Below are 20,558 nucleotides of genomic sequence, written 5' to 3' on the forward strand. Positions count from 1 at the left end.
GTAGACAGAAAGTTAAGACGTTTTTGAAGTAAAATAAAACGTTTTTTCAAAGAGGTGTGGTATGACAAAAAGAAAAGAATATACAGCAGAATTCAAAATTGAAGCTATAAGACTAGTAAAAGAAACAGGTCAATCATCAGCAAAAATAGCAAGAGATTTGGGTATTAGCGGTGATTCATTAAGCAGATGGGTAAAAACATACAATGATAGAATGTCTGGAGTAGATGCGTTTCCAGGAAAAGGGAAAGTAGCTCATTGTGACAAAGAAAAGTTTGATTTAAAGAAAGAGCTGGCAAGAGTAACGAGGGAAAGAGACATTTTAAAAAAAAGCCCTGGGATATTTTGCAAACCAAAAAGAGTAAAATATTCTTTTATAAAAGAACATAAAAAATGCTATAAAATACGGGAATCATGCAGATTTTTGAACGTATCTGCTTGTGGTTATTATAAATGGATTACTAAGGAAAAAAACAACAAAAAATCAATAAGAGAAGAGCTCATACAAGATATTCAGAAGGTATATCGAGCATCACAATGCAGATACGGAGCTCCTAAAATTCACGCTGAATTAAAGGCTTTAGGTAAAAATTATAACATCAAAACAGTGCAAAATGTTATGCAGAAAAATGGCATTCAAGCTAAGCTTAGACGAAAGTTTAAAAGTAAAAAACCACAAATAGACAATAGAGTTATAACTCCTAACATATTAAATCAGAATTTCATCGCTGATCAACCTAACAAGATATGGGTAACTGATATTACGTACATAAAAACTAATGAAGGATGGTTATATTTGGCAGCAATAATAGATTTATATTCACGCATGGTGATTGGCTGGTCAATGAGTAATGCAGTAAATAGGCAATTAGTTATAGATGCGTTATTCATGGCTATTGGTAGGCGCAAATCTGCTAAAAATCTACTATTTCATAGCGATCAAGGATCGCAATACACCTCTAAAAATTATCAATTTTTACTAAGTACAAAAAATATTACTTCTAGTATGAGTCACAAAGGTTGTTGTTATGATAATGCTGTTTCAGAGAGCTTTTTTAGTTCACTTAAGAGAGAGTTACTCATTGATACTTCACAACACTCTGCACAACAAGCTAAAACCGCAATATTTGAATATATAGAAATTTTTTATAATAAACAGCGTAGACATTCTACTATTAACTATTGCATTCCTGAGCTTTTTGATTCATCATTCTCATAGCAAAAACGTCTTAACTTTCTGTCTACTTTTTCTGGGTAAGGTCAGTAGTCAAGATACCTATTATGTAGGCAATATCAAATGTATTGGACGAATTTATCAACAAACTTTTATTGATACCTACTCTAGAGTGGCCTTCGCTAAGCTTTATACGGAGAAAACTGCCATAACAGCTGCAGATCTTCTCAATGATAGAGTTATACCATTTTTTGATGAACAGAAAGTTCCATTGCTACGCATTTTAACCGATAGAGGTACGGAGTATTGTGGCAAACCAGGGAATCATGCGTACCAGCTATATTTGGGAATAGAAAATATTGATCACTCTAGAACCAAAGCTTATTCTCCACAGACTAATGGTATATGTGAAAGGCTTCATAGAACTATGCAAGACGAATGTTACAATATTATCTTTAGGAAAAAGATTTATAGTACTTTGGAAGAGCTTCAGTTAGATGTTGATCATTGGTTGCATTCTTACAATAGAGCTAGACCTCATTCTGGTAAGTATTGCTACGGTAAGACTCCTATGCAGACCTTTTTTGACAGTATGCATATTGCTTACCAAAAAAATATTGATAACATTAAAGCAGATTCTGATATCGGTTTTGACTTCGTCGATTCTTCTGTCAGATAATTCATGCTTGTCAGATTAAGTCTAAACTATTATAGCTAATCCAAACGAGATATTATATTGCAACAATCACTAATTTTCTGTGCTTTCAAAAAAACACATCAAGCAAAATCATTTGAAAGCAAGTGGACATTGTTAGGTGAATTAACCCTAACTTAAGAATCATGTATATACAATATTAGTATGTTTAATTAATAGTGAGGTTAAAAATGTCACCTAGTGAAATAAAATCTAACTCACGTCCTGTTGAAGCTCAACAAGATAATTTGGGTGTTAGTACAATTATGCAAGATTCATTAAGTGCAGATATTGTTCATAATTCTAAAAAACTAAAGGAAAGAATTACTGACTTGTTAAAAGGAGATACAGAATTCTCCAAAATGAAGCAAGGAGATCAGGCCCTTGTAGTAGGTACAGCAAGTGGATTATTTGCAGCAGTGCTACCACTTTTGGCAGTTGGTGCAACACTTGCTATACCAAGTGCTATAGTTGGTCTTACTCTATTTTACGCTGCGAAAGTTGCTGTAAAAGCAGTTCAATCTGGATATAAAGGGCTCAAATGGTCAGCAGAAAAAACAGTTGAAGGAGCGAAGCATATTGGCGGAAAAATTAAGGATGGCTATGAGTATTCAGCAGATTCACTGAAGAGAGGTGCTAGTTTTGTAAGTGAAAAAACAAAGGAAAAGACAAGTAATGTGCTCACTGCAACAGCGAATAAATTATATCGTGCAGCTGGTAATGAGAATTATTCAGATAGAATAGATAATGAGCTTATTCCTGATTCACCACAAAAGAAGAGAGCTCAAGAAGTGAAAGAAGATCTTAGAGCAATTTGTACTGATGGAAAAAATAATTCCACGTTAATAAAGAGCATACTTTCTGGAATATCAGAAAAAATAGAAGGAAAAATAGCAAAAGAAACATATCTTGATTGGAGAGATTATTTGCCAGACCAGCTAGTAGATAAATGGAGAGAGCAGAAAAAATTTATTGATAACTTGGACGCAGATGGTTTGCGTAACTTAGTTACAAAAAGACTATCAGATAAAGATAAATACTTTAGAGACAGTATTTTCTCTGAACATCATGATGAGATTAAGGAAGTTATTAAAGAATGCAAGGAAGAGCATACTCGTTTTAATACTTTAGAAAGGCTTAATAAGTCAGCAAAAAGGCATAAAGCAAGTTCTATGAATTCACTGGAAAATAGCTTATCAGGTAGTAGTTCAACGAGTTCTATAAGTACTGTTAGCAGCGAAGCAGAATTATTAAATCCTAGTGAGCATAAGGAAGTAAAAGCACCTACTTCACTTTGGAGCAAGTTGTCATCATCACTAAAAGGTGGCAAAAAGCCAAAGGAAGCTACTTATATAAGATATCAAGATTCTGAGTTGGATCAGATACAATCTGCGGAGATAGGAAATAGCCGTTTTTATGTTGCTCCACCAAAACCACCAAGAAGCAATTCAATGGAAGATCCTTTTGAGTTAAAGGAGATAATAATTCATAAACTACCAAAAAGCAATTCAATGGGTTCTTTAAGCACTGACAGTACTGCTACAACTTCTAGCTTTGCCAGTTACCGTCGTAATTCTGATAGTGGGTTCAATTCACCAAGTTCTTCTCCGCAACATGGTATGTTCACTGAGAAAAATGGCAAGTTAAAAACCCAAGCTGACTTAAGAAAGACAGGTTCTTTGGACAAATTGGTGGGACCTTCTTCAACAGTAACTGCTGAAGTTGATGTAGAGCATAAAGCTCCAAAAATGAAGATATAGAGAGTAAACAAAACTATCTATCTTCTTAAAAAAGATGTTACTCAGTGAGTAACATCTTTTTTTCATTTGATCAAAAACATTCGCTTGTTTTTGATCAATTTTTCATTACTAGGCCAACTATTGAGTTTCTCTTGCCTTTTTCATAGGTTACGCAAGAAACTTAAAAAATAAAAGTTTTTATTCAATAATTTGTGTATAAGGGATATTATTTTACTGCTAGTGAAATAAACCAGAATGAAGTCTATTTTATTGACAAGGCCTTTATTAGATTCGTTGAGCACAAGAAGCACGCTAAAAAAATATGGATACAAAGTTTTTATAGAACCAGTATTCACAATAAAGTACTTAAATCCTGATATATCTACGTATGAATTTGACGTTGTGATATCTACAAGTAAAAACAGTGTAAAGGCTTTCAGTCAAATATGCAAAGAGGATGGCTTTCCAATTATTACGGTTGGTAATTCAACCATGCAGGCTGCAAAAAATTTGGGATTTTCCGATATAATCTCAGCAGACAGCAACGTTGATGGTCTGATATCATTCATAAAATCTCATTATTCAAATGCAATAAAGTTCTTATATATAAGGGGACAAGAAGTATCATGTGACCTAAAAAAGAGATTATCTGAAGAAGGTTTTAACGTAAGAGAAGTTGTACTCTATAAAACAATTACTAAAAGGAGTCTAACTAATAGGTGTAAAAATTTACTATTGGACGGTAAAATTGATAGCGTTGCTTTTTTTTCCTCACAAACTGCAAGGGTATTTTGTTCATTAGTTCTAAAAAGTGGGCTATCTCCTGTGATGAATAATACAGTTGCATATACCATGAGTAAAAACATTGCTGATAGTTTAAAGTTAATCAAGTGGAAAAAAATTATAACATCGAGGTTGCCTACAGGGGAGAGTTTAATTGATATAATTAATAAGGATTGTTGATGCTAAAGATTGCAACTTGGAATGTAAACTCCATACGTAAAAGAATTAACCAACTTTGTAGTTTTATAGTTGATAGTCAGATAGATATAGTTTTGCTGCAAGAGATAAAATGTACGGAAGAGCAATTTCCTTATGCAGAAATAGAAGAATTAGAATATGAATATGCTATCTATGGACAGGTTGCAAGAAATGGCGTTTGTGTTTTATCTAAATATCCAATACTGGAGAAGTTTAAAATTGATATTGTGGAAAGTCATCAAGAAGCACGTTATATAGAGTGTGTGATAAAACACACCAATAATAAGGTAAGGGTAGGAAGTGTATACGTTCCAAACGGTCAAAGCCCAGACTCTCATACGTTTGAGTATAAACTCAAGTTTTTTGATAACCTATATGAAAGGATGGGCACTTTGTTGAAAAATGAAGAGTTAACTATTATAGCTGGCGATTATAATGTTGCACTGGATGAAATTGATGTTTTTGATTCAAATTTATTAAATGGCCAAGTATGCTTTCATATAAAAGAGCGTGAGAAGTTAAGAACAATCTTGAATCTTGGATTTAAAGACGCGTTTAGAATATCTCACCCAAATTTGCAACAATTCACTTGGTGGAATTATCAAGGCAATTCACTCAGAAACAATCAAGGAATGCGAATAGATTATATGCTATTATCGCCACAAGCTGCAGATAAATTAGAAATATGTTACATAGATGATAGGTTGCGTAAACTAGAAAACCCATCTGATCATACTCCCGTTGTATGTGTTATAAAACAATAAAAGACCTATTACACAATTCACCTTTGGCAAATAGGTCTTACTTGACTGCTGTCTTTTCTGTGCTTTTGGCTGGCTGATCTATAGTAATTTTTCCATCAAGCATAGTAAGCTGCTCACCCCCTTTATTTCCTACCTGAGGAGCTTGTTCCGGAGTAGGTTGTTTTTTACTCCCGTCAGCAATTGTTTCAAGAGAGCTTTCAATTGGGGTTTTTAAAATATCATCAATACCCTTGTAAATTTTTTCATTCAATTTTGCTCTCTTTTCTGTATCATCTTTATCTGGTGAACTAGGATCATATAAAGTACCTTTTTTGTTATTTGAAAAAAGAACCTCAACTCCTCCCTTTACAGCAAATATTGTACCAATAACAGCAGCAACTATCGCAAGTGTAGTAGGACCAAAAATTAATATTGAAGCAATGGAAAAAAGAATAGGCAGAAAAACCTTACGTAAGCACTTTGTTACCATCTCTTGATCACTAAGTAGTGGTTCATCCTCTTCTTTTTTATCTCCACCTAAAAATGGTATTTTTTCTTTCACTCCATCCATAAAGGAGCCATAAATATTTTTCGGGTCTATTTTTATTCCCAATAGTAACCCAACAAGTTTTATTAGTGAATCCTTAGCTTCTGTACCACGTATATCAGCTACACAATCATCTACTAATTTCTTTATTTCAACATTCTTGACACTCTCTTTGTTCGCTAATTTTTTCTCTCTAACTTCTTTAAATACAGAAAGTAAAAACTGACAAAAATTCTCCTCACTGAGTGATTTTATATCTTTTGGATTGACATTATTAAGTAGTATGTCCTTATAAGCTGATATAAAATAATCAGTTATTCCTTTGTCCTTCTTTAATTCGGCTTTAACTTCTAATACTTTTACAAAGCAATCGTAAATTTCCTTATGTTCCTTCTTGAAGAGTATCTCATTTTGCTCGGTCACCTGAGTAGATGACTCTAAAGGCTTATTTTTTGCTTTTGGAACCGTCATAATGACCTACTTGTACTAACCTATGTTTTAATTATAGCATATTTTTCACATTAGTTCAAATTTCTTAGAACCTATCTTGAAAGGGAAAAAAGAAAAGAATAAAGCAAAAAATAGAAGAGTAACAAATGATATAAGTGATAAGGGAACGTAAAAAATTGCTTCCATATATTTTAAATCTGATTATAATTACAGTTAGAGATATTTTAAGAGCTCAAAATCTATCTTTGTCTGCAGACTTTTCAGTCAAACTTTTAATCAAAAAGCGTAGCGTATCTTCTTTAGAGCATTTAAGTGTGCTTAATTTCTGTCGTATGTGCGCTGCACTTTTTTCTAATCTTTTTCACACAGGGAGATTTTATGTCCAGAATTCCAGATATTTGACCTTTACTTTAGCTAAAAATCAATAGGCGCCTATGGCTAATTAAAATAAAAATTTTTCCAATATATAGGAAAATTACAAAATCACTATTTACTGAAAGCGGGATGTTATTGCCAAGAAAGCTGCTGATATCACAGAACCTTAGATTATTCCCAAACGTTGTTTGCTTGACGTATGAGCGTGCTCTCCTTACTTCAAGAACTCTTTAATATGACTATGCTTGTTAATTAAGTCCTTTTAAGACAGGTTCTTAGGGTCTACGGTATAATTAAGAAAAGCCCCAGTTGTCGCTAATTTTTATTTCTACTTCAAGTGGTATAGAGATTTCTATCGCATTTTCCATTACGTCTTTCATAAGTTTTGCTGTTTCTTGTACCTTGTCGTCCTCTACTTCAACTAGTAGCTCATCGTGGACTTGCAGGATTATTTTACCTGTTTTCAATTGATCAAAAAGCTGAATCATTGCACGTCTTATTATATCAGCGGCGGTTCCTTGCAGCGGTGCATTGATTGCTGCCCTTTCTGCAAATTGTCTTAGATAAGGAATTTTATTATTTATGTCTCTTACAAAACATCTTCTGCCAAACAAAGTTTCTACATAACCATGCTGTCTAGCAATAGATACTGCTTTTTCCATATAGACCTTTATTTCTGGGTAACAAGAAAAATAATAATTAATGTATTCAGCAGCCTCTTGAAAGGTAATTCCAAGTCGCTTTGCAAGGCCAAATGGACTAATTCCATATATAATTCCAAAATTAATGGTTTTTGCTTTGCGTCTTAATTGCTCACCTATTTCTCGAACTCCAAAAACTTGTCTTGCGGTAATATCATGAATATCTTCCCTATTTGCAAAAGCTTCTTTAAATGCCGCAACATCTGCCACATGTGCCAGGAGTCTTAATTCTATTTGCGAATAGTCGGCAGAAATTATCTTGCACCCTTTTGGCACAATAAACGCTTGCCTGATAAGACTACCTTCTTCGCTTCTGATAGGAATATTTTGTAAATTAGGATTGCTAGAGCTCAGCCTTCCAGTTGCAGTTACAGTGATTGAAAAGCTTGTATGTATCCTACCATCAAGCGGATCAACCTGTTTTATTAACGCGTCAGTATAGGTACCCTTTAATTTACTTGAATGTCGCCAACTTAAAATTTTACCTGCGATTTCTGTCCCCTCCTCTTCAAGTGCCTCTAGAACTTCAGAGTTTGTGCTATAAGACCCAGATTTTGACTTTTTCTTTTTACTTAGCTCCATTTTATTAAACAAAACATCACTTAATTGTTTTGGCGATGCAATGTTGAATTTTTCTCCTGCTAAATTATGTATATCGTTTTCAAGTACAGCAATTAGCTGCTCAAACTTATCAGACAATTCCTGTAGTTTTTGAATATTGAGCAGTATTCCATTTTGCTCCATATCAAATATTACTTTCATGAGAGGTCTATCAAAGCGCTCGTAAATCGTAAAAAGTTTTTCCTGAAATAATCTTTGTGTCAGTTTCTCATGGATCGCTATTAAAATTTTTGCCGAGAAAGTTTCTACATTTTTACTTAAATTGTGTGCAATTATGTTTGGAATGCTGTGATCATGCTTACCTGTGTCAAGGCTGTATGACATGATCATCAGGTCATCAATTGAGTCTAGCACTCTCTCTATTGTAGGAAATATTTCTCTGATCTTTCTAATATCATGTACTATTTTAAGCACCCCATTTGAAAATAAAGTTGAATTTATTATAGTAAGTGCATCTTGTAGGCAGCTTTGATCTATGTAGAAAATATTATCCTCACTACAAGATAAGGAGATTTTGTTCAATCTATTGTTTTCAAAGTGGCAATGAATTGCAATTTTACCTTCATATCTGCAATGCTCCAAAAATTTTTCTAATTCTTCACTACTATATTCTATTTTCTCTTTTGTGCTAGATCCACTATAAGAAAAGAGCTTTTCTACTTTTCCTATCAATGAATTAAATTCATATTTCTTCAAAAAGGATAACAATTTTTCCATATTTGGAGGATGGACTTCATATTTTACAATATCATGTTGAAGATCTACTTTTTTGTATAGTGACAAAAGTTCTCTTGAAATTAGTGCTTTTTCCTTATGCTCAGTAAGAATATTACGAACTCTTGTTTGCTCAATGTTATTGATGTTTTCTATAATGTTATCCAACGAATCAAATTTATCCAGCAATTTAGCTGCAGTTTTTGGGCCTATTCCTGGAACGCCTGGAATGTTATCAGATGCATCTCCAGTTAGAGAAAATAAATCAAGAAGCTTATTTGAATTTACACCAAATTTTTCTATCACTTGTTTTTCATCTACGTATATATTTTTGATAGGATCAAATATTAGAATGTTGTAATTCAAAAGTTGAAATAAGTCTTTATCTGATGAGACTACTACTACTTTAAAGTCTTCGTGGTTGGCATATTTTGCAGCTAGTGTTGCAATTATGTCATCTGCTTCATAGCCTTCAATCTCTTCATAGCTAAAGTTAAAAGCTTCTACCGCTTCTCTCAGTATTGTAAATTGTGGAATTAGATCCTCAGGAGGTGTTACTCTGTTTGCTTTGTACTCAGAATATAAACTGTGCCTGAAATTTTTTTTGCCAGAATCAAGTGCTATAGTTAAGTAGTCCGAATGGGAAATATACTTCAGAACCATATTAAGAAAACCGTACACAGCACCTACTGGAATACCAGCTGTGGTAGTTAAATGATGTAAGACATAGTAAGCCCTGAAAAGAAAACCATAACCATCAATGATTGTGAAAGTTTTTTCTTTCATTGTAGATATTTATGTGTGCCTTTGATGGTCTGTTATTTAGCTATAAAAATCAAGCTCTTGTTTCCTATAGCCAAAATAATCATAATGCTATAGTTACTATAAGAAAACATATTACGTAAGGGAATTAACTATTCTGCCACAATTTTGCTCTATCACACTTGCCATATTTAATATTCCAGCTTCATCGTAATAATTTCCAATTACTTGCAAAGCAAGTGGTAAGCCTTTATTGGAAAGTCCAACAGGAACAGAAATAGCAGGTAACCCCGCTAAGCTTGCCGGCACGGTAAACACATCATTGATGCACATAATTAGCGGGTCTGGCTTTTCATTTAAGCCAAAAGCTTCTGTTGGAGCAGATGGCACAAGTATGTAATCTATTTTTTCAAACGCTTTTATAAAATCATTTCTAATTAATGCCCTAATGCACTGTGCTTTTTCATAATACTCATTGTAATGACCTGAAGAAAGCGCATAAGCACCAATTAAAATTCTCCTTTTCACTTCTTTACCAAAACCTTCTGCTCTTGTTAGCGAATACATTTCTTCAAGGGTATCAGCATCAACCCTGAATCCGTAACGTACACCATCATAGCGAGCAAGGTTAGATGAAGTTTCAGCAGAACAAATTAGATAGTAAACCGGTATCGCATATTTAGTATGAGGCAGAGTAATGTCAACAACTTCAGCACCATTTTCTTTTAAATTGGAAGAAACTTTTTCCCAATGATGAACGATTTCTTCTGAAATTCCATCCATTCTATATTCTTTTGGTATACCAATGCGCTTACCCTTGATATCACCATTTATAAGATTAGAGAATTTAGGCACTGGTCTTTCGCTCGATGTTGAATCTTTTTCATCATAGCCACAAATTGTTTCCAGCATTAACGCTGAATCAGAAACGGAACGAGTAATTACTCCTGCTTGATCGAGAGAACTTGCAAACGCAATCATACCAAAACGCGAACACCTTCCATAAGTTGGCTTTATTCCAACAACTCCACAATAAGCTGCTGGTTGGCGTACAGAACCACCAGTATCACTTCCTAGTGCTCCAGCACATAAAAACCCAGCAACTGATGCTGCAGATCCACCAGATGATCCACCAGGAACAACTTTTTCTCCGTCACTTTTTCTAATCCATACATTTTTAACAGGACCAAAATAGCTATTTGTGTTCGCAGAGCCCATAGCAAATTCATCCATGTTAAGTTTACCAAGCATGGCTGCTCCACTTTTTAAAAGCACATTAGATACCGTAGATTCATAAGTCGGGATGAAATTTTCCAGCATTTTTGAGCATGCTGTTGTTTTTATTCCTTGTGTACAGAATAAATCTTTAACACCAACTGGTATGCCCATAAGTGATGAAATATTATCTTTTTGTTTCAAAAAGTATTCATCTGCTATTTTAGCAGCTTTTATCGCGATTTCTGGGGTTTTTGTTACAAATGCATTCAGTTGCTCATTTTCAACTGCATTAACATGCGTCTCTACAAGCTCAATAGCAGAAAAATCCCCCCGCCTAAGTCCATCATGCATCTCTGTAATAGTGAGCCTTCTCAATTCATTCATTAATATTCAATTTTAGCGAGGCATTAATTATAACAACAATAGGACAGAAAATCTATATATTTATGATCGAAAACGGGAATACAACCGAGATCAATTCAGATTTCTGAAATGGATTGGTTAGTAGTACGTTTTAAATAGCCGGTTTGGCACACAATGCTAAGCCATAAGGGTTTAGCGTTTCTAAAATCAAATATCAACATCATGCACGTTAAGTGCATTGTTATTTATAAAGTCACGACGTGGTTCAACTATATCACCCATTAGCACCGAGAATATGCTATCTGCTTTCTCACAATCTTTTATTTCAACTTTTAGCAGAGTTCTAGTTTCTGGATTGAGTGTAGTTTCCCAAAGCTGATCAGCATTCATTTCACCAAGGCCTTTAAATCTCTGCAGAGTTAAACCTTTTTTACCATAATCCATCACTATTTTTGCGAGTGCACTTGGAGACTTTATTTTTATTTCAGTTTCTTGCGACTGTAAAAATGAATCACCATTAAATAAGTCAATTATGTTATCAAGAGAACTCAATATATTCCGTATTTCTTTACTTTCAAGCATACTAAGCGAGAATACATATTTGTCTGCTAACCCTTGAAACAATTTAGCAATGTGAATTTCCTCATCTTTTACTTCTACTTCCCAATTATATTCACTATACATCAATTTTAAATATTTTAATATCTCATCAGCAGACAATAGAGCATTCTTTTTGCTTAAAATTAGCAATGATTCTAAGAGATCTTTTGGTATTTCCCTATCATAATTTTTGCTAATGTTTGAAATACTGAGGCACTTATTCAAAACGAAACGCAAATCTTTGCCTACACCATTTAATGTTAATTTTTTAATCGCTGAATTTACTATATACTCTTCAAAAGTTTCATCATCTTTGATATAAGTATCTTTAGCATTTTTTGTAACTTTATAGAGCGGTGGCTGCGCTATGTATAAATATCCTTTTTCAATTACTTCACGCATATGTCTAAAAAAGAAAGTTAGAATCAAAGTTCTTATATGCGAGCCATCAACATCTGCGTCTGTCATAATGATAATTTTATGATACCTAGTTTTTTCAATATCGAAGTGCTCACTCCCTATTCCAGCTCCAATTGCCGTGATCAGAGAGCCAATTTCTGCAGATGAAAAAATACGATCCAGCCCTGCACGTTCTACGTTTAGAATTTTCCCTCTTAAAGCAAGTACCGCCTGTGTTTTACGATTACGTCCCTGCTTTGCAGTACCACCTGCGGAATTACCCTCTACTATAAACAATTCCGATAACTCAGGAACTTTTTCCTGACAATCAGCAAGCTTTCCAGGTAGAGTTGCAATATTAATATTGTTTTTATTTTTAACTAACTCTCGTGCTTTTCTTGCGGCTTCTCTTCCTTTTGCTGACCTAATCGCTCTTTCTACTATACTTGCTGCTAACTTGGGGTCAGTTTCAAGTATTGTACTCAACTTGTCAAAAACTATGCTCTCTACAACTGCCCGCGCTTCAGAACTGACCAATTTATCTTTTGTCTGTGAAGAAAATTTAGGATCAGGCATCTTGAGAGATAAAACACAAGTTAAGCCTTCTCTAACATCTTCTCCAGTCAAATTCACTTTTGCCTTCTTCAAAAAACCTTCATTGTTTGCATAGTTATTGATACATCTGGTTAGTGCAGATCTAAACCCTGCCAAATGCGTACCACCATCCCGTTGTCTTATATTATTTGTGAAGCATAGCATATTCTCATAGTAGGAATCATTCCACTCCATTGATATTTCTACACTGGTACCTAGATCTTTTACATTATCTCTAATGCTGGCAATTTTAGTAACATGTGTCTTATTCTTGTCTAAGTACCGTACAAAATTAGCTGTACCAAAATTATCTTCAGACTCTTTACTATCGTTAAAATGAGACTTTACATGTGGTTTATTACGGAGATCACACAAAATGATCTCAATATTTGAGTTTAAAAATGCCAATTCTCTGATGCGACTTTCAAGAGTGGAGTAACTAAAATCAATACTACTAAAAGTCCCCGTTGATGGCATAAACGTTACTCTAGTTCCTCTTTTATTTTTGTTTTCATTAATTACCTTTAAAGATTCAACAGACTCACCATCTTCAAAGCGTATGAAATATTCCTTCTTATTGCGCCAGATGGTTAATTCCAGCCAACTCGATAACGCATTAACAACTGAAATTCCAACACCATGTAATCCTCCAGAAACCTTATAGGTATTGCTGTCAAATTTACCTCCTGCATGTAATTGGGTCATTATCACTTCTGCTGCTGATATCCCTTCCTCTGGGTGAATGTCTGTTGGAATGCCACGACCATTGTCGGTTACAGAAACTGAACCATCTTCATTTATGCTAACTTCAATCTTACTGCAATACCCAGCCAAAGACTCATCTATCGCATTGTCAACAACCTCGTACACCATATGGTGCAGACCAGATCCATCATCAGTATCACCAATGTACATACCTGGACGCTTTCTTACAGCATCAAGACCTCTTAGGATTTTTATTACATCAGCGTTGTAGTTACTTTCCATGGAATTGCTTTATTTATAAATATTAATTAATATTACATTTGTATGTGCTGATTAGCAACATCTTTAAGTTGAAAGAAGGATCCTTGACATGTAGATAAAATATAATACATCACCTACACGAAGTGGTTTTACATGTTATTTCAATACATAAACTTAAGTTCAAATAATCATACAAAACTCTGCTTCATATTTCAAAATAAATGGCCACAATCAAATACAATTTACCTTTTCCTTCCACTTAGATTTTCCAATTTAACATAGGATAAGTTACTCATACACTCTTCTAATATTTCATTCTTTTTATCATTGTTTAATCTATTGCTGAACTCTTGACACCTTCTCTCAAGAGCTGAATGCGTAGTCATAATATACCTTACTGTTTCAGATGATAACTCTGGTAACTCGCCACGGATCCTTTCTTGTTCTGTTCCAGAGAAATTGGTGAAATTGGCTCTGGCCATTTCAGGGAATTTTTGTGTGATCGTTTCTTTTATCATTTCTCTAGCCTCTTCTCCATCGAGTGTAATAACCACTGATGGATGTAAGCCAGATAAAGACTCAAATAATTTATTGTATGTTCCACCTGCACAACTTTGACCTTGATTACCGTAAGTTGTTGCAGCGTCTACAAGACCTTTTAAAAACATATCTTTTCTGTTTTTTATGTCTTCATCATTCAAAGGAGTTCTTTGATTCTCTGTTCCTGTATTTCTATCATTGCAGGCTTTCCAACATAAAATAGCTGCTTGCTTTAGTGTTAACTTACTATGATTGTCTTTAAAATTATCTCCTGTTCTATTGATAAATCTTAAGCATTCAAGTGCATGAGATTTATCGCCTTCTGTAAATTCATTTGACTGTTTGATGTACTCTTCAATGTCGGTTGTGTTGCCTCTATTTAGCTGTACATAGAATTCATCTTTGCTTAAATTCTCTTTATACTTTTCTATGAGTCTATCAACACTCAAGTTTATACTAGCAACTGCACTTGGGTCATGAGTAGTTTGTGCCATAAAAGGAATGGCTGCTAAATCTTGAAAGAAAATAGGCCTTTCTTCCTCTGGAATTTGTTGTATTAAATCGTTAAACTGCTGTATTTCTTCAATGAGTGATTTGTTTAGCAACCATAAGCACAATATAGGCAGTACCAAAAGCACACAGGAATTAATAATGTGTATAATTAAAAAAATGCTTAATGTTATTCTAATAACATTTTTTGGCCACGCTGATAATCTTTTTTCATTTTCCCTTGGTTTGAAAAAATAATTTACTAATGATAAATACAAAGAGAGCTGTACAAGAAGAAAAAATGAAGGAATCATACTTACTAATAAAACTATATTAATGAATCTTTTAATTTTATTAGTGTTGTTGTAAGCATTTTGCACTCTTTCTATTAAAGCCTGTGCTCTATTTCTATTTTGCTGTTGATTATTATTTTGACCTGCAAACATAACACACACCCTATTCTAACATTAATATGTCATGCTATAGAAAGAATGTAAATAAAGCAAGGAATTTAGAGCTGCTTTTATTTTTGTTTGATTGGGGATACCACTTCTATACTTTCCACTCCATCTAAGGTACTATTTGGTTTTTCTACAGTAATCTTGGGAGTTACTTTATTCTCGATATCTGCTCCATATGAGCTAAGTACTTCAATGGCCTTTTCATTTCCACTATTGAGTGCAATATCCAAGGCATCCATTCCAGCTTTATTTTTGTGGTTGATAAAATTCTTCAACCGATCTCTACCAAAGCTTTCTATATATTGTTTAATGATGAGTTCCACTACTTTTCCAGGACAATTATTAGCAGCAGGAAAAAGTATTGTGTTGTTATTATTATCTTTTTTCGTTATGTCTGCTTTGAGTTTATTTATCAAATACTCGATAACTTCTACTCTGCTATCATCCTTTGCTTCAGTGCATTGCCTAATAGCTAAAAATAAAGCTGTACGCCCATTATTATCAATATCTTCAATATTCTGTCCCTTGTCAACTAAGGCTTGTATTACACTTTTATTTCCATATAAAGTAGCAAGGTGAAAAGGTGTATGTCCTTCAGTGCTTTCTCTTTCATCAATTGACGCACCATTGCTAGCTAGCAATTCTATAAACTCTGGCGTGTTTGCAAAAATTGCAAGGTGCATTGGTGTTAAGTCATCTTTGCAATGATTTCCAGTTTTTGCGTTAACGTTTGCTCCGTTATTTATCAGCAATTTCGCTATTTCAAACTGCTTATACCCGATAGCAATATGTAGTGGTGTACGATTACGTTCATAATTATCATTGACATTTGCACCAAACTTTATTAGCAGCTCTGTAGCTTCAATATCACCCATCCGAATTGCAGAGTATAAGGAAGGAGATTCATCTTTTTCTATTTCCCCTGTCATACGAAATTACGAACATAATAATTCATACATTATTAAGAATTATTGTTAATTTTTTATTAAAATAATATTAGCAACAGCTAAAAATCTTTAATTTTTATTAAAGATTTAATATCCATCAATGCTTATATAAGCATTCCAAAAGTGAAGAAGTGAAAAAAAGCTTTTCATGAGAAATTATAAATGATAAATTGTTAATAATGAATTATCGAGAATAAATTATGTGCTTTGGTTTACCTAACATAAACAGAGAAGGTTATTTATTTATAGTTGTTTCCTTTATCGTAACATGTATAGCATTCTCTATATCTTGGGGAGCTGGAATTACTTGCTTATTTCCAACGTTATTATGTACCTATTTTTTTCGTGATCCAGCAAGAGCTGTACCAAGCAATAAGGATTTTATATTAAGCCCCGCTGATGGTGTGATTTCAAAGATTGAAGAAGTTAGTTACCCTTTGTCAGCAGAAAATGAAGAAGAGAAGAGGTTTACACTCGTCAGCATATTTCTAAGTGTTTTGAATGTTCATGTGAATCGTATACCAATATCTGGTACAATAAAGGAAATGAGTTATAAAAAAGGCAAGTTTGTTTCCGCAATAAGCAATAGGTCTAGTAATGAGAATGAAAAGCAGGTTATTGCAATTGAATATGAGAAGGGAAAAGAAATCATTGTAGAGCAAATAGCTGGATTTATTGCACGCCGTATTGTTTGTAATTTGAGGACATCTCAGGGTGTAAAAGCAGGTGAACGATTTGGAATTATAAGATTTGGTAGCAGAGTAAATATTTATATTCCCATTGGCATAGAAGTAAGAGTTTCAGAAGGGCAAACTGTTATTGGCGGTGAAACAATTATAGCAGATTTTAATAAACAAGAAAAGCTTACTTTTGATGTTATATGAATAACGATGAAAGTAACAGTAAATTTTTACCTATTACCAAGTTATTCCCAAATTTTATAACTTTATTAGGTTTATGTGCTGGCCTTACTTCACTTAAATTCACATTTAATGAACAATGGGAATTTTCAGCAATTTTTATTATCATTGCAGCAATAATAGATGGAATGGACGGCAGGATAGCCAGAATTTTAAAATCAACTAGCGATTTTGGAGCACAACTCGATTCTTTTGCAGATTTTCTAAATTTTGGTTCAGCACCTGCTTTTCTTTTATATTTTTGGAAGTTAAATGAAATTAAAGTTGTAGGATGGATCTTAGTAATGATATATGTAATCTGCATATCAATAAGACTTGCAAGATTCAATGTTTCGCTACACTCAGAGCAATTATACTGGAAAAAAATTTTCTTTTCTGGTGTTCCAGCTCCTGTATGTGCTTTACTCGCTCTGTTACCAATAATTATTACCTTTCAATCTCATGAAAGTGAATATCTACTTCTTATAGAGCAATTTTTTAACGTAAAGAATACAGCTTGTTACTTTTTGACCATCTCATTTTTTTCGATAAGTCATATTCCAACTTTCTCTGCAAAATACATTTATGTCCCTAAAAGTTTATCCTATATATTTGTGTCATTTTTTGGAATATTGATCATATTTTTTATAAGTAAGCCCTGGATAACACTACCAATTTTAGGTGCAGTTTATATCTTGACTATTCCAATAAGTACCGGACTTTATATACATTACGCATATAAAACTAGCCAGCTATATAAAAAATAGTGAGCAGCATGATTATAAAAGTAACTGATCTATTAAACTCTTTTTTATATATAAAGATATTCAACATACCATTTATAATTATTTGGGTAATTGCAACTGGGGTTTTTTGTACGATTCGATTCAAATTCATTAACTTTAGGTTGTTCAAATATGGGATACAAACACTATTCAACCTAGAGAGCCATAATAATAACGGCATAATCACCCACATTCAGGCATTTGCAACGGTAATTTCAGGAACAGTTGGTCTTGGAACAATATCAGGAGTTGCAATAGCTATTACAATAGGGGGGCCAAGTGCAGTTTTTTGGATGATAATTACCGGGGTACTTGGCATGTCAATAAAATTTGCTGAAGTAGTGCTTGCATTTACTCATCGCTCTGAAAACACAACTGGTGGGGCTTTTTATTATATGGAACATGGACTTGCAAAGATTGGATTTATGAAGACTGGCAAATTCCTTGCATTTATCTACGCAGTTATGCTGCTTGTTGCAATGATTCTAGGCGGCATACCATTTCAGGCAAATCAAATTGCAGCGTTGTCAAGTAACTTATTTGAATACAACACATCTGTTATTATCTCGCTATTTGTATTAATTGTAATACTGGGAGGAATAAAGCGAATTGCTTTAGTTGCAACAGGTTTAGGGCCGATCATGATAATGTTATATATAGGCATGTGTATATATTTAATCTGTGTAAACGGAAATAATCTACTGAATGCTCTATCTATAATATTTCAAGATATCTTTAACAAATCAGCTATAGGAGGTGGAGTATTGAGTGGATTAATAGCAGGGGTAAGAAGGTCAGTGTTTGCTAATGAAGCAGGTACTGGAACAGCAGCTATAGCACATTCGATTGTAAAAGAGAAAAACCCAGTTAAAGTTGGAAGTGTTGCAATGATTGCACCATTTGTAGACACAATATTAGTCTCATTTTTGACTGGTATTGTGATAATTATCACCGATATACATATCACTAATACCGTAGGTGATATTACGTTAGTTAGCTCAGCATTTTCAACAGCCTTACCTTTATTTAGCAAGCTAGCTCTTCCGCTGATAATGTTTTCCTTTGCATTTTCCACAATAATAGCTTACTATTACTACTGTGAAGTTGCCCTAGTGTACTTATTTGGTAACAAAAAAGTACTGATATTGTTTCAGTTTTTTATAGTGGGTTCAGTGTATATCAGCTGTATATCAAAAAATATAGAATTTATATCTTATTTAGGTGATAGCCTGTTTATGTGCCTTATGATTCCAAATACTGTTGCGATATATCTACTGAGAAGGGAAGTCTTAAATACAATAGATTCTTATTACAAAAGGTATTAAACATGATTTATAGAATGCTTTATATAGTGTTATTTTGCCTACCATTTAATGATGTATACGCTGCTTCAGTTTTTCATAAAAGTTATGACACTGCATTAAATGGAGTAAGCAACTTCATGAATGAAGTGTTGTTTTTCAAGATCTTTCACGTACCATTTATAATTCTTTTATTGGCCTTTGGTTATATATTTCTAACACTACGTTTTAGATTTCTCAACATAAGGATGTTTAAGCATGCGTTCGCTATTTTATGTGGAAAATATGACACAGATCATCATGATGGTCACATTACGCATTTTCAGGCATTTGTAACCGCGCTATCAAGCACAGTAGGCCTTGGAACTGTTGCTGGTGTTGCAATCGCAATTTCAATGGGAGGGCCAGGAGCGGTACCTTGGATGATGATTACAGGTTTTTTTGGTATGTCTGCAAAGTTTGCTGAAGTAACTTTAGCATTCAGACACAGAACAGAAGGCCAGGAGCAGTTATTCAGTGGTCCCTTTCAATATATAAGAAATGGACTAGAGGAATTTGGATTTAAGAAGCTTGGTATTGTGATAGCTGCAATATATGCAGTGTTTTTTGTATTGTCAGGTCTTGGTGGAAGTGTAGCATTTCAGACTAATCAAATGGTTTCAATATTATCTGGCTATTCAAGCTGGATAGATAGTCATCCTTGGGTTCTTTCCTTCATAATTTCTACATTACTTGCTCTAGTGATTATCGGTGGAATCAGGAGAATAGCTAAAGTCTCTTCTGCGCTGGTGCCTATTATGTCACTCATATATATTTTGAGTTGTTTCACGATTATTGCATTCAATATTCACAATTTTAGCAATACATTAAAAATATTGTTTTCAAGTATGATAGACTTCAATGCTGTTGGTGGAGGAGTAGTAGGAGCATTTGTTGCTGGAATTCAAAGAGCAATTTTTGCCAGTGAAGCAGGTGTTGGTTCTGCTGCAATCACTCACGCGGTAGCTAAAGATGAGGAGCCAGTTAGAACTGGGCTGGTTGCGATGATAGAACCATGCTTTGATACAATGTTAATTTGTTGCTTGACAGGAATAACAATAGTAATAACAGGTGCATACCAGACCGGCATTGGCGAGGGAATATTGATCACCCAAAAAGCATTTGAAACAGTTTCTTCTTGGTTTCCTATACTTTTAACCATCGCTGCGCCTTTGTTTGCGTTTTCCTCAGTAATTTCATTTGTATATTGTTGTGAAATGGGATGGCTGTATTTGTTTGGTGTAAAAAGTGTAGTAATATATCGTATAGCGGTGGTGGTAGTTGCATTTTTGTCAGGTTTGTCTAAAGATATAATGGCTATTGCTAATATTGGTGGGGCTTTATTCTCTTGTTTAGCACTCATCAATATGACAGCACTTATACTGTTTAGCAATCAGATTAACAATGAAGTCCAATGTTATCTAAAAAGGCTAAGGAATAATAAAATTAGCTAGATTTC

The 20,558-nt window shown here is 33.9% G+C and carries 14 protein-coding genes and 1 pseudogene; 9 read left to right on the forward strand and 6 right to left on the reverse strand.

Translation table 11 applies throughout. The features are described from left to right. Nucleotides 1–61 precede the first annotated feature (61 nt). The 5 genes and pseudogenes from ABWU52_RS05975 to ABWU52_RS05995 all read left to right on the forward strand — a co-directional run bounded on the left by ABWU52_RS05975 (nucleotide 62) and on the right by ABWU52_RS05995 (nucleotide 5,349). Nucleotides 62–1,216: an IS3 family transposase gene (locus ABWU52_RS05975; protein WP_353276586.1), complete on the forward strand. Its 1,155-nt coding sequence runs from the start codon at nucleotides 62–64 to the stop codon at nucleotides 1,214–1,216. A 34-nt stretch (nucleotides 1,217–1,250) separates the two neighbouring features. Continuing rightward, a pseudogene (locus ABWU52_RS05980) lies at nucleotides 1,251–1,850 on the forward strand (integrase core domain-containing protein); the annotation flags it as partial. A 206-nt stretch (nucleotides 1,851–2,056) separates the two neighbouring features. Then, a complete protein-coding gene (locus ABWU52_RS05985; RefSeq protein ID WP_353276588.1) occupies nucleotides 2,057–3,625 on the forward strand; it encodes a hypothetical protein in 1,569 nt (522 codons plus the stop codon). Between the two features lie 234 nt (nucleotides 3,626–3,859). After that, the gene (locus ABWU52_RS05990) at nucleotides 3,860–4,567 is read left to right on the forward strand and encodes a uroporphyrinogen-III synthase (protein ID WP_017532453.1); all 708 of its coding nucleotides are present in this window, start codon (nucleotides 3,860–3,862) and stop codon (nucleotides 4,565–4,567) included. Further along, nucleotides 4,567–5,349: an exodeoxyribonuclease III gene (locus ABWU52_RS05995; protein ID WP_353276590.1), complete on the forward strand. Its 783-nt coding sequence runs from the start codon at nucleotides 4,567–4,569 to the stop codon at nucleotides 5,347–5,349. The genes ABWU52_RS05990 and ABWU52_RS05995 overlap by 1 nt, the downstream gene beginning before the upstream one ends. Before the next feature lie 37 nt (nucleotides 5,350–5,386). Here the strand turns inward: ABWU52_RS05995 and ABWU52_RS06000 are convergent, their stop codons facing one another. The 6 genes from ABWU52_RS06000 to ABWU52_RS06025 all read right to left on the reverse strand — a co-directional run bounded on the left by ABWU52_RS06000 (nucleotide 5,387) and on the right by ABWU52_RS06025 (nucleotide 16,057). Then, the gene (locus ABWU52_RS06000) at nucleotides 5,387–6,346 is read right to left on the reverse strand and encodes a hypothetical protein (protein ID WP_353276592.1); all 960 of its coding nucleotides are present in this window, start codon (nucleotides 6,344–6,346) and stop codon (nucleotides 5,387–5,389) included. Between the two features lie 647 nt (nucleotides 6,347–6,993). Continuing rightward, entirely contained in the window at nucleotides 6,994–9,522 is a 2,529-nt protein-coding gene (gene polA / locus ABWU52_RS06005) for a DNA polymerase I (RefSeq protein ID WP_353276594.1), read from the reverse strand. 111 nt (nucleotides 9,523–9,633) lie between these two features. Further along, nucleotides 9,634–11,100, reverse strand: coding sequence for an Asp-tRNA(Asn)/Glu-tRNA(Gln) amidotransferase subunit GatA (gene gatA, locus ABWU52_RS06010; protein WP_353276596.1), 1,467 nt, complete (start codon nucleotides 11,098–11,100; stop codon nucleotides 9,634–9,636). A gap of 186 nt (nucleotides 11,101–11,286) precedes the next feature. Next, entirely contained in the window at nucleotides 11,287–13,659 is a 2,373-nt protein-coding gene (gyrB, locus tag ABWU52_RS06015; protein WP_353276597.1) for a DNA topoisomerase (ATP-hydrolyzing) subunit B, read from the reverse strand. Nucleotides 13,660–13,880: 221 nt separating this feature from the next. After that, nucleotides 13,881–15,113: a hypothetical protein gene (locus tag ABWU52_RS06020; RefSeq protein WP_353276599.1), complete on the reverse strand. Its 1,233-nt coding sequence runs from the start codon at nucleotides 15,111–15,113 to the stop codon at nucleotides 13,881–13,883. Between the two features lie 77 nt (nucleotides 15,114–15,190). Then, nucleotides 15,191–16,057: an ankyrin repeat domain-containing protein gene (locus ABWU52_RS06025; protein ID WP_353276600.1), complete on the reverse strand. Its 867-nt coding sequence runs from the start codon at nucleotides 16,055–16,057 to the stop codon at nucleotides 15,191–15,193. Nucleotides 16,058–16,275: 218 nt separating this feature from the next. Between ABWU52_RS06025 and ABWU52_RS06030 the strand changes: the two genes are divergently transcribed. From ABWU52_RS06030 to ABWU52_RS06045, 4 genes are read left to right on the forward strand one after another with little or no spacing between them, the layout of a single operon-like run. Then, nucleotides 16,276–16,959 (forward strand): phosphatidylserine decarboxylase, encoded by a 684-nt coding sequence (locus ABWU52_RS06030; protein ID WP_353276602.1) that lies wholly within the window; start codon nucleotides 16,276–16,278, stop codon nucleotides 16,957–16,959. Continuing rightward, complete coding sequence (locus tag ABWU52_RS06035; protein WP_214249982.1) at nucleotides 16,956–17,741, forward strand: CDP-alcohol phosphatidyltransferase family protein; 786 nt, start codon at nucleotides 16,956–16,958, stop codon at nucleotides 17,739–17,741. Before ABWU52_RS06030 ends, ABWU52_RS06035 begins: the two co-directional genes overlap by 4 nt. An 8-nt stretch (nucleotides 17,742–17,749) precedes the next feature. Then, nucleotides 17,750–19,084: an alanine/glycine:cation symporter family protein gene (locus tag ABWU52_RS06040; RefSeq protein WP_353276604.1), complete on the forward strand. Its 1,335-nt coding sequence runs from the start codon at nucleotides 17,750–17,752 to the stop codon at nucleotides 19,082–19,084. Nucleotides 19,085–19,086: 2 nt separating this feature from the next. After that, nucleotides 19,087–20,553: an alanine/glycine:cation symporter family protein gene (locus ABWU52_RS06045; RefSeq protein ID WP_265023029.1), complete on the forward strand. Its 1,467-nt coding sequence runs from the start codon at nucleotides 19,087–19,089 to the stop codon at nucleotides 20,551–20,553. Nucleotides 20,554–20,558: the final 5 nt, after the last annotated feature.

The sequence above is a fragment of the Wolbachia endosymbiont (group B) of Villa cingulata genome (genome assembly GCF_964028285.1).
GTDB lineage: Bacteria > Pseudomonadota > Alphaproteobacteria > Rickettsiales > Anaplasmataceae > Wolbachia.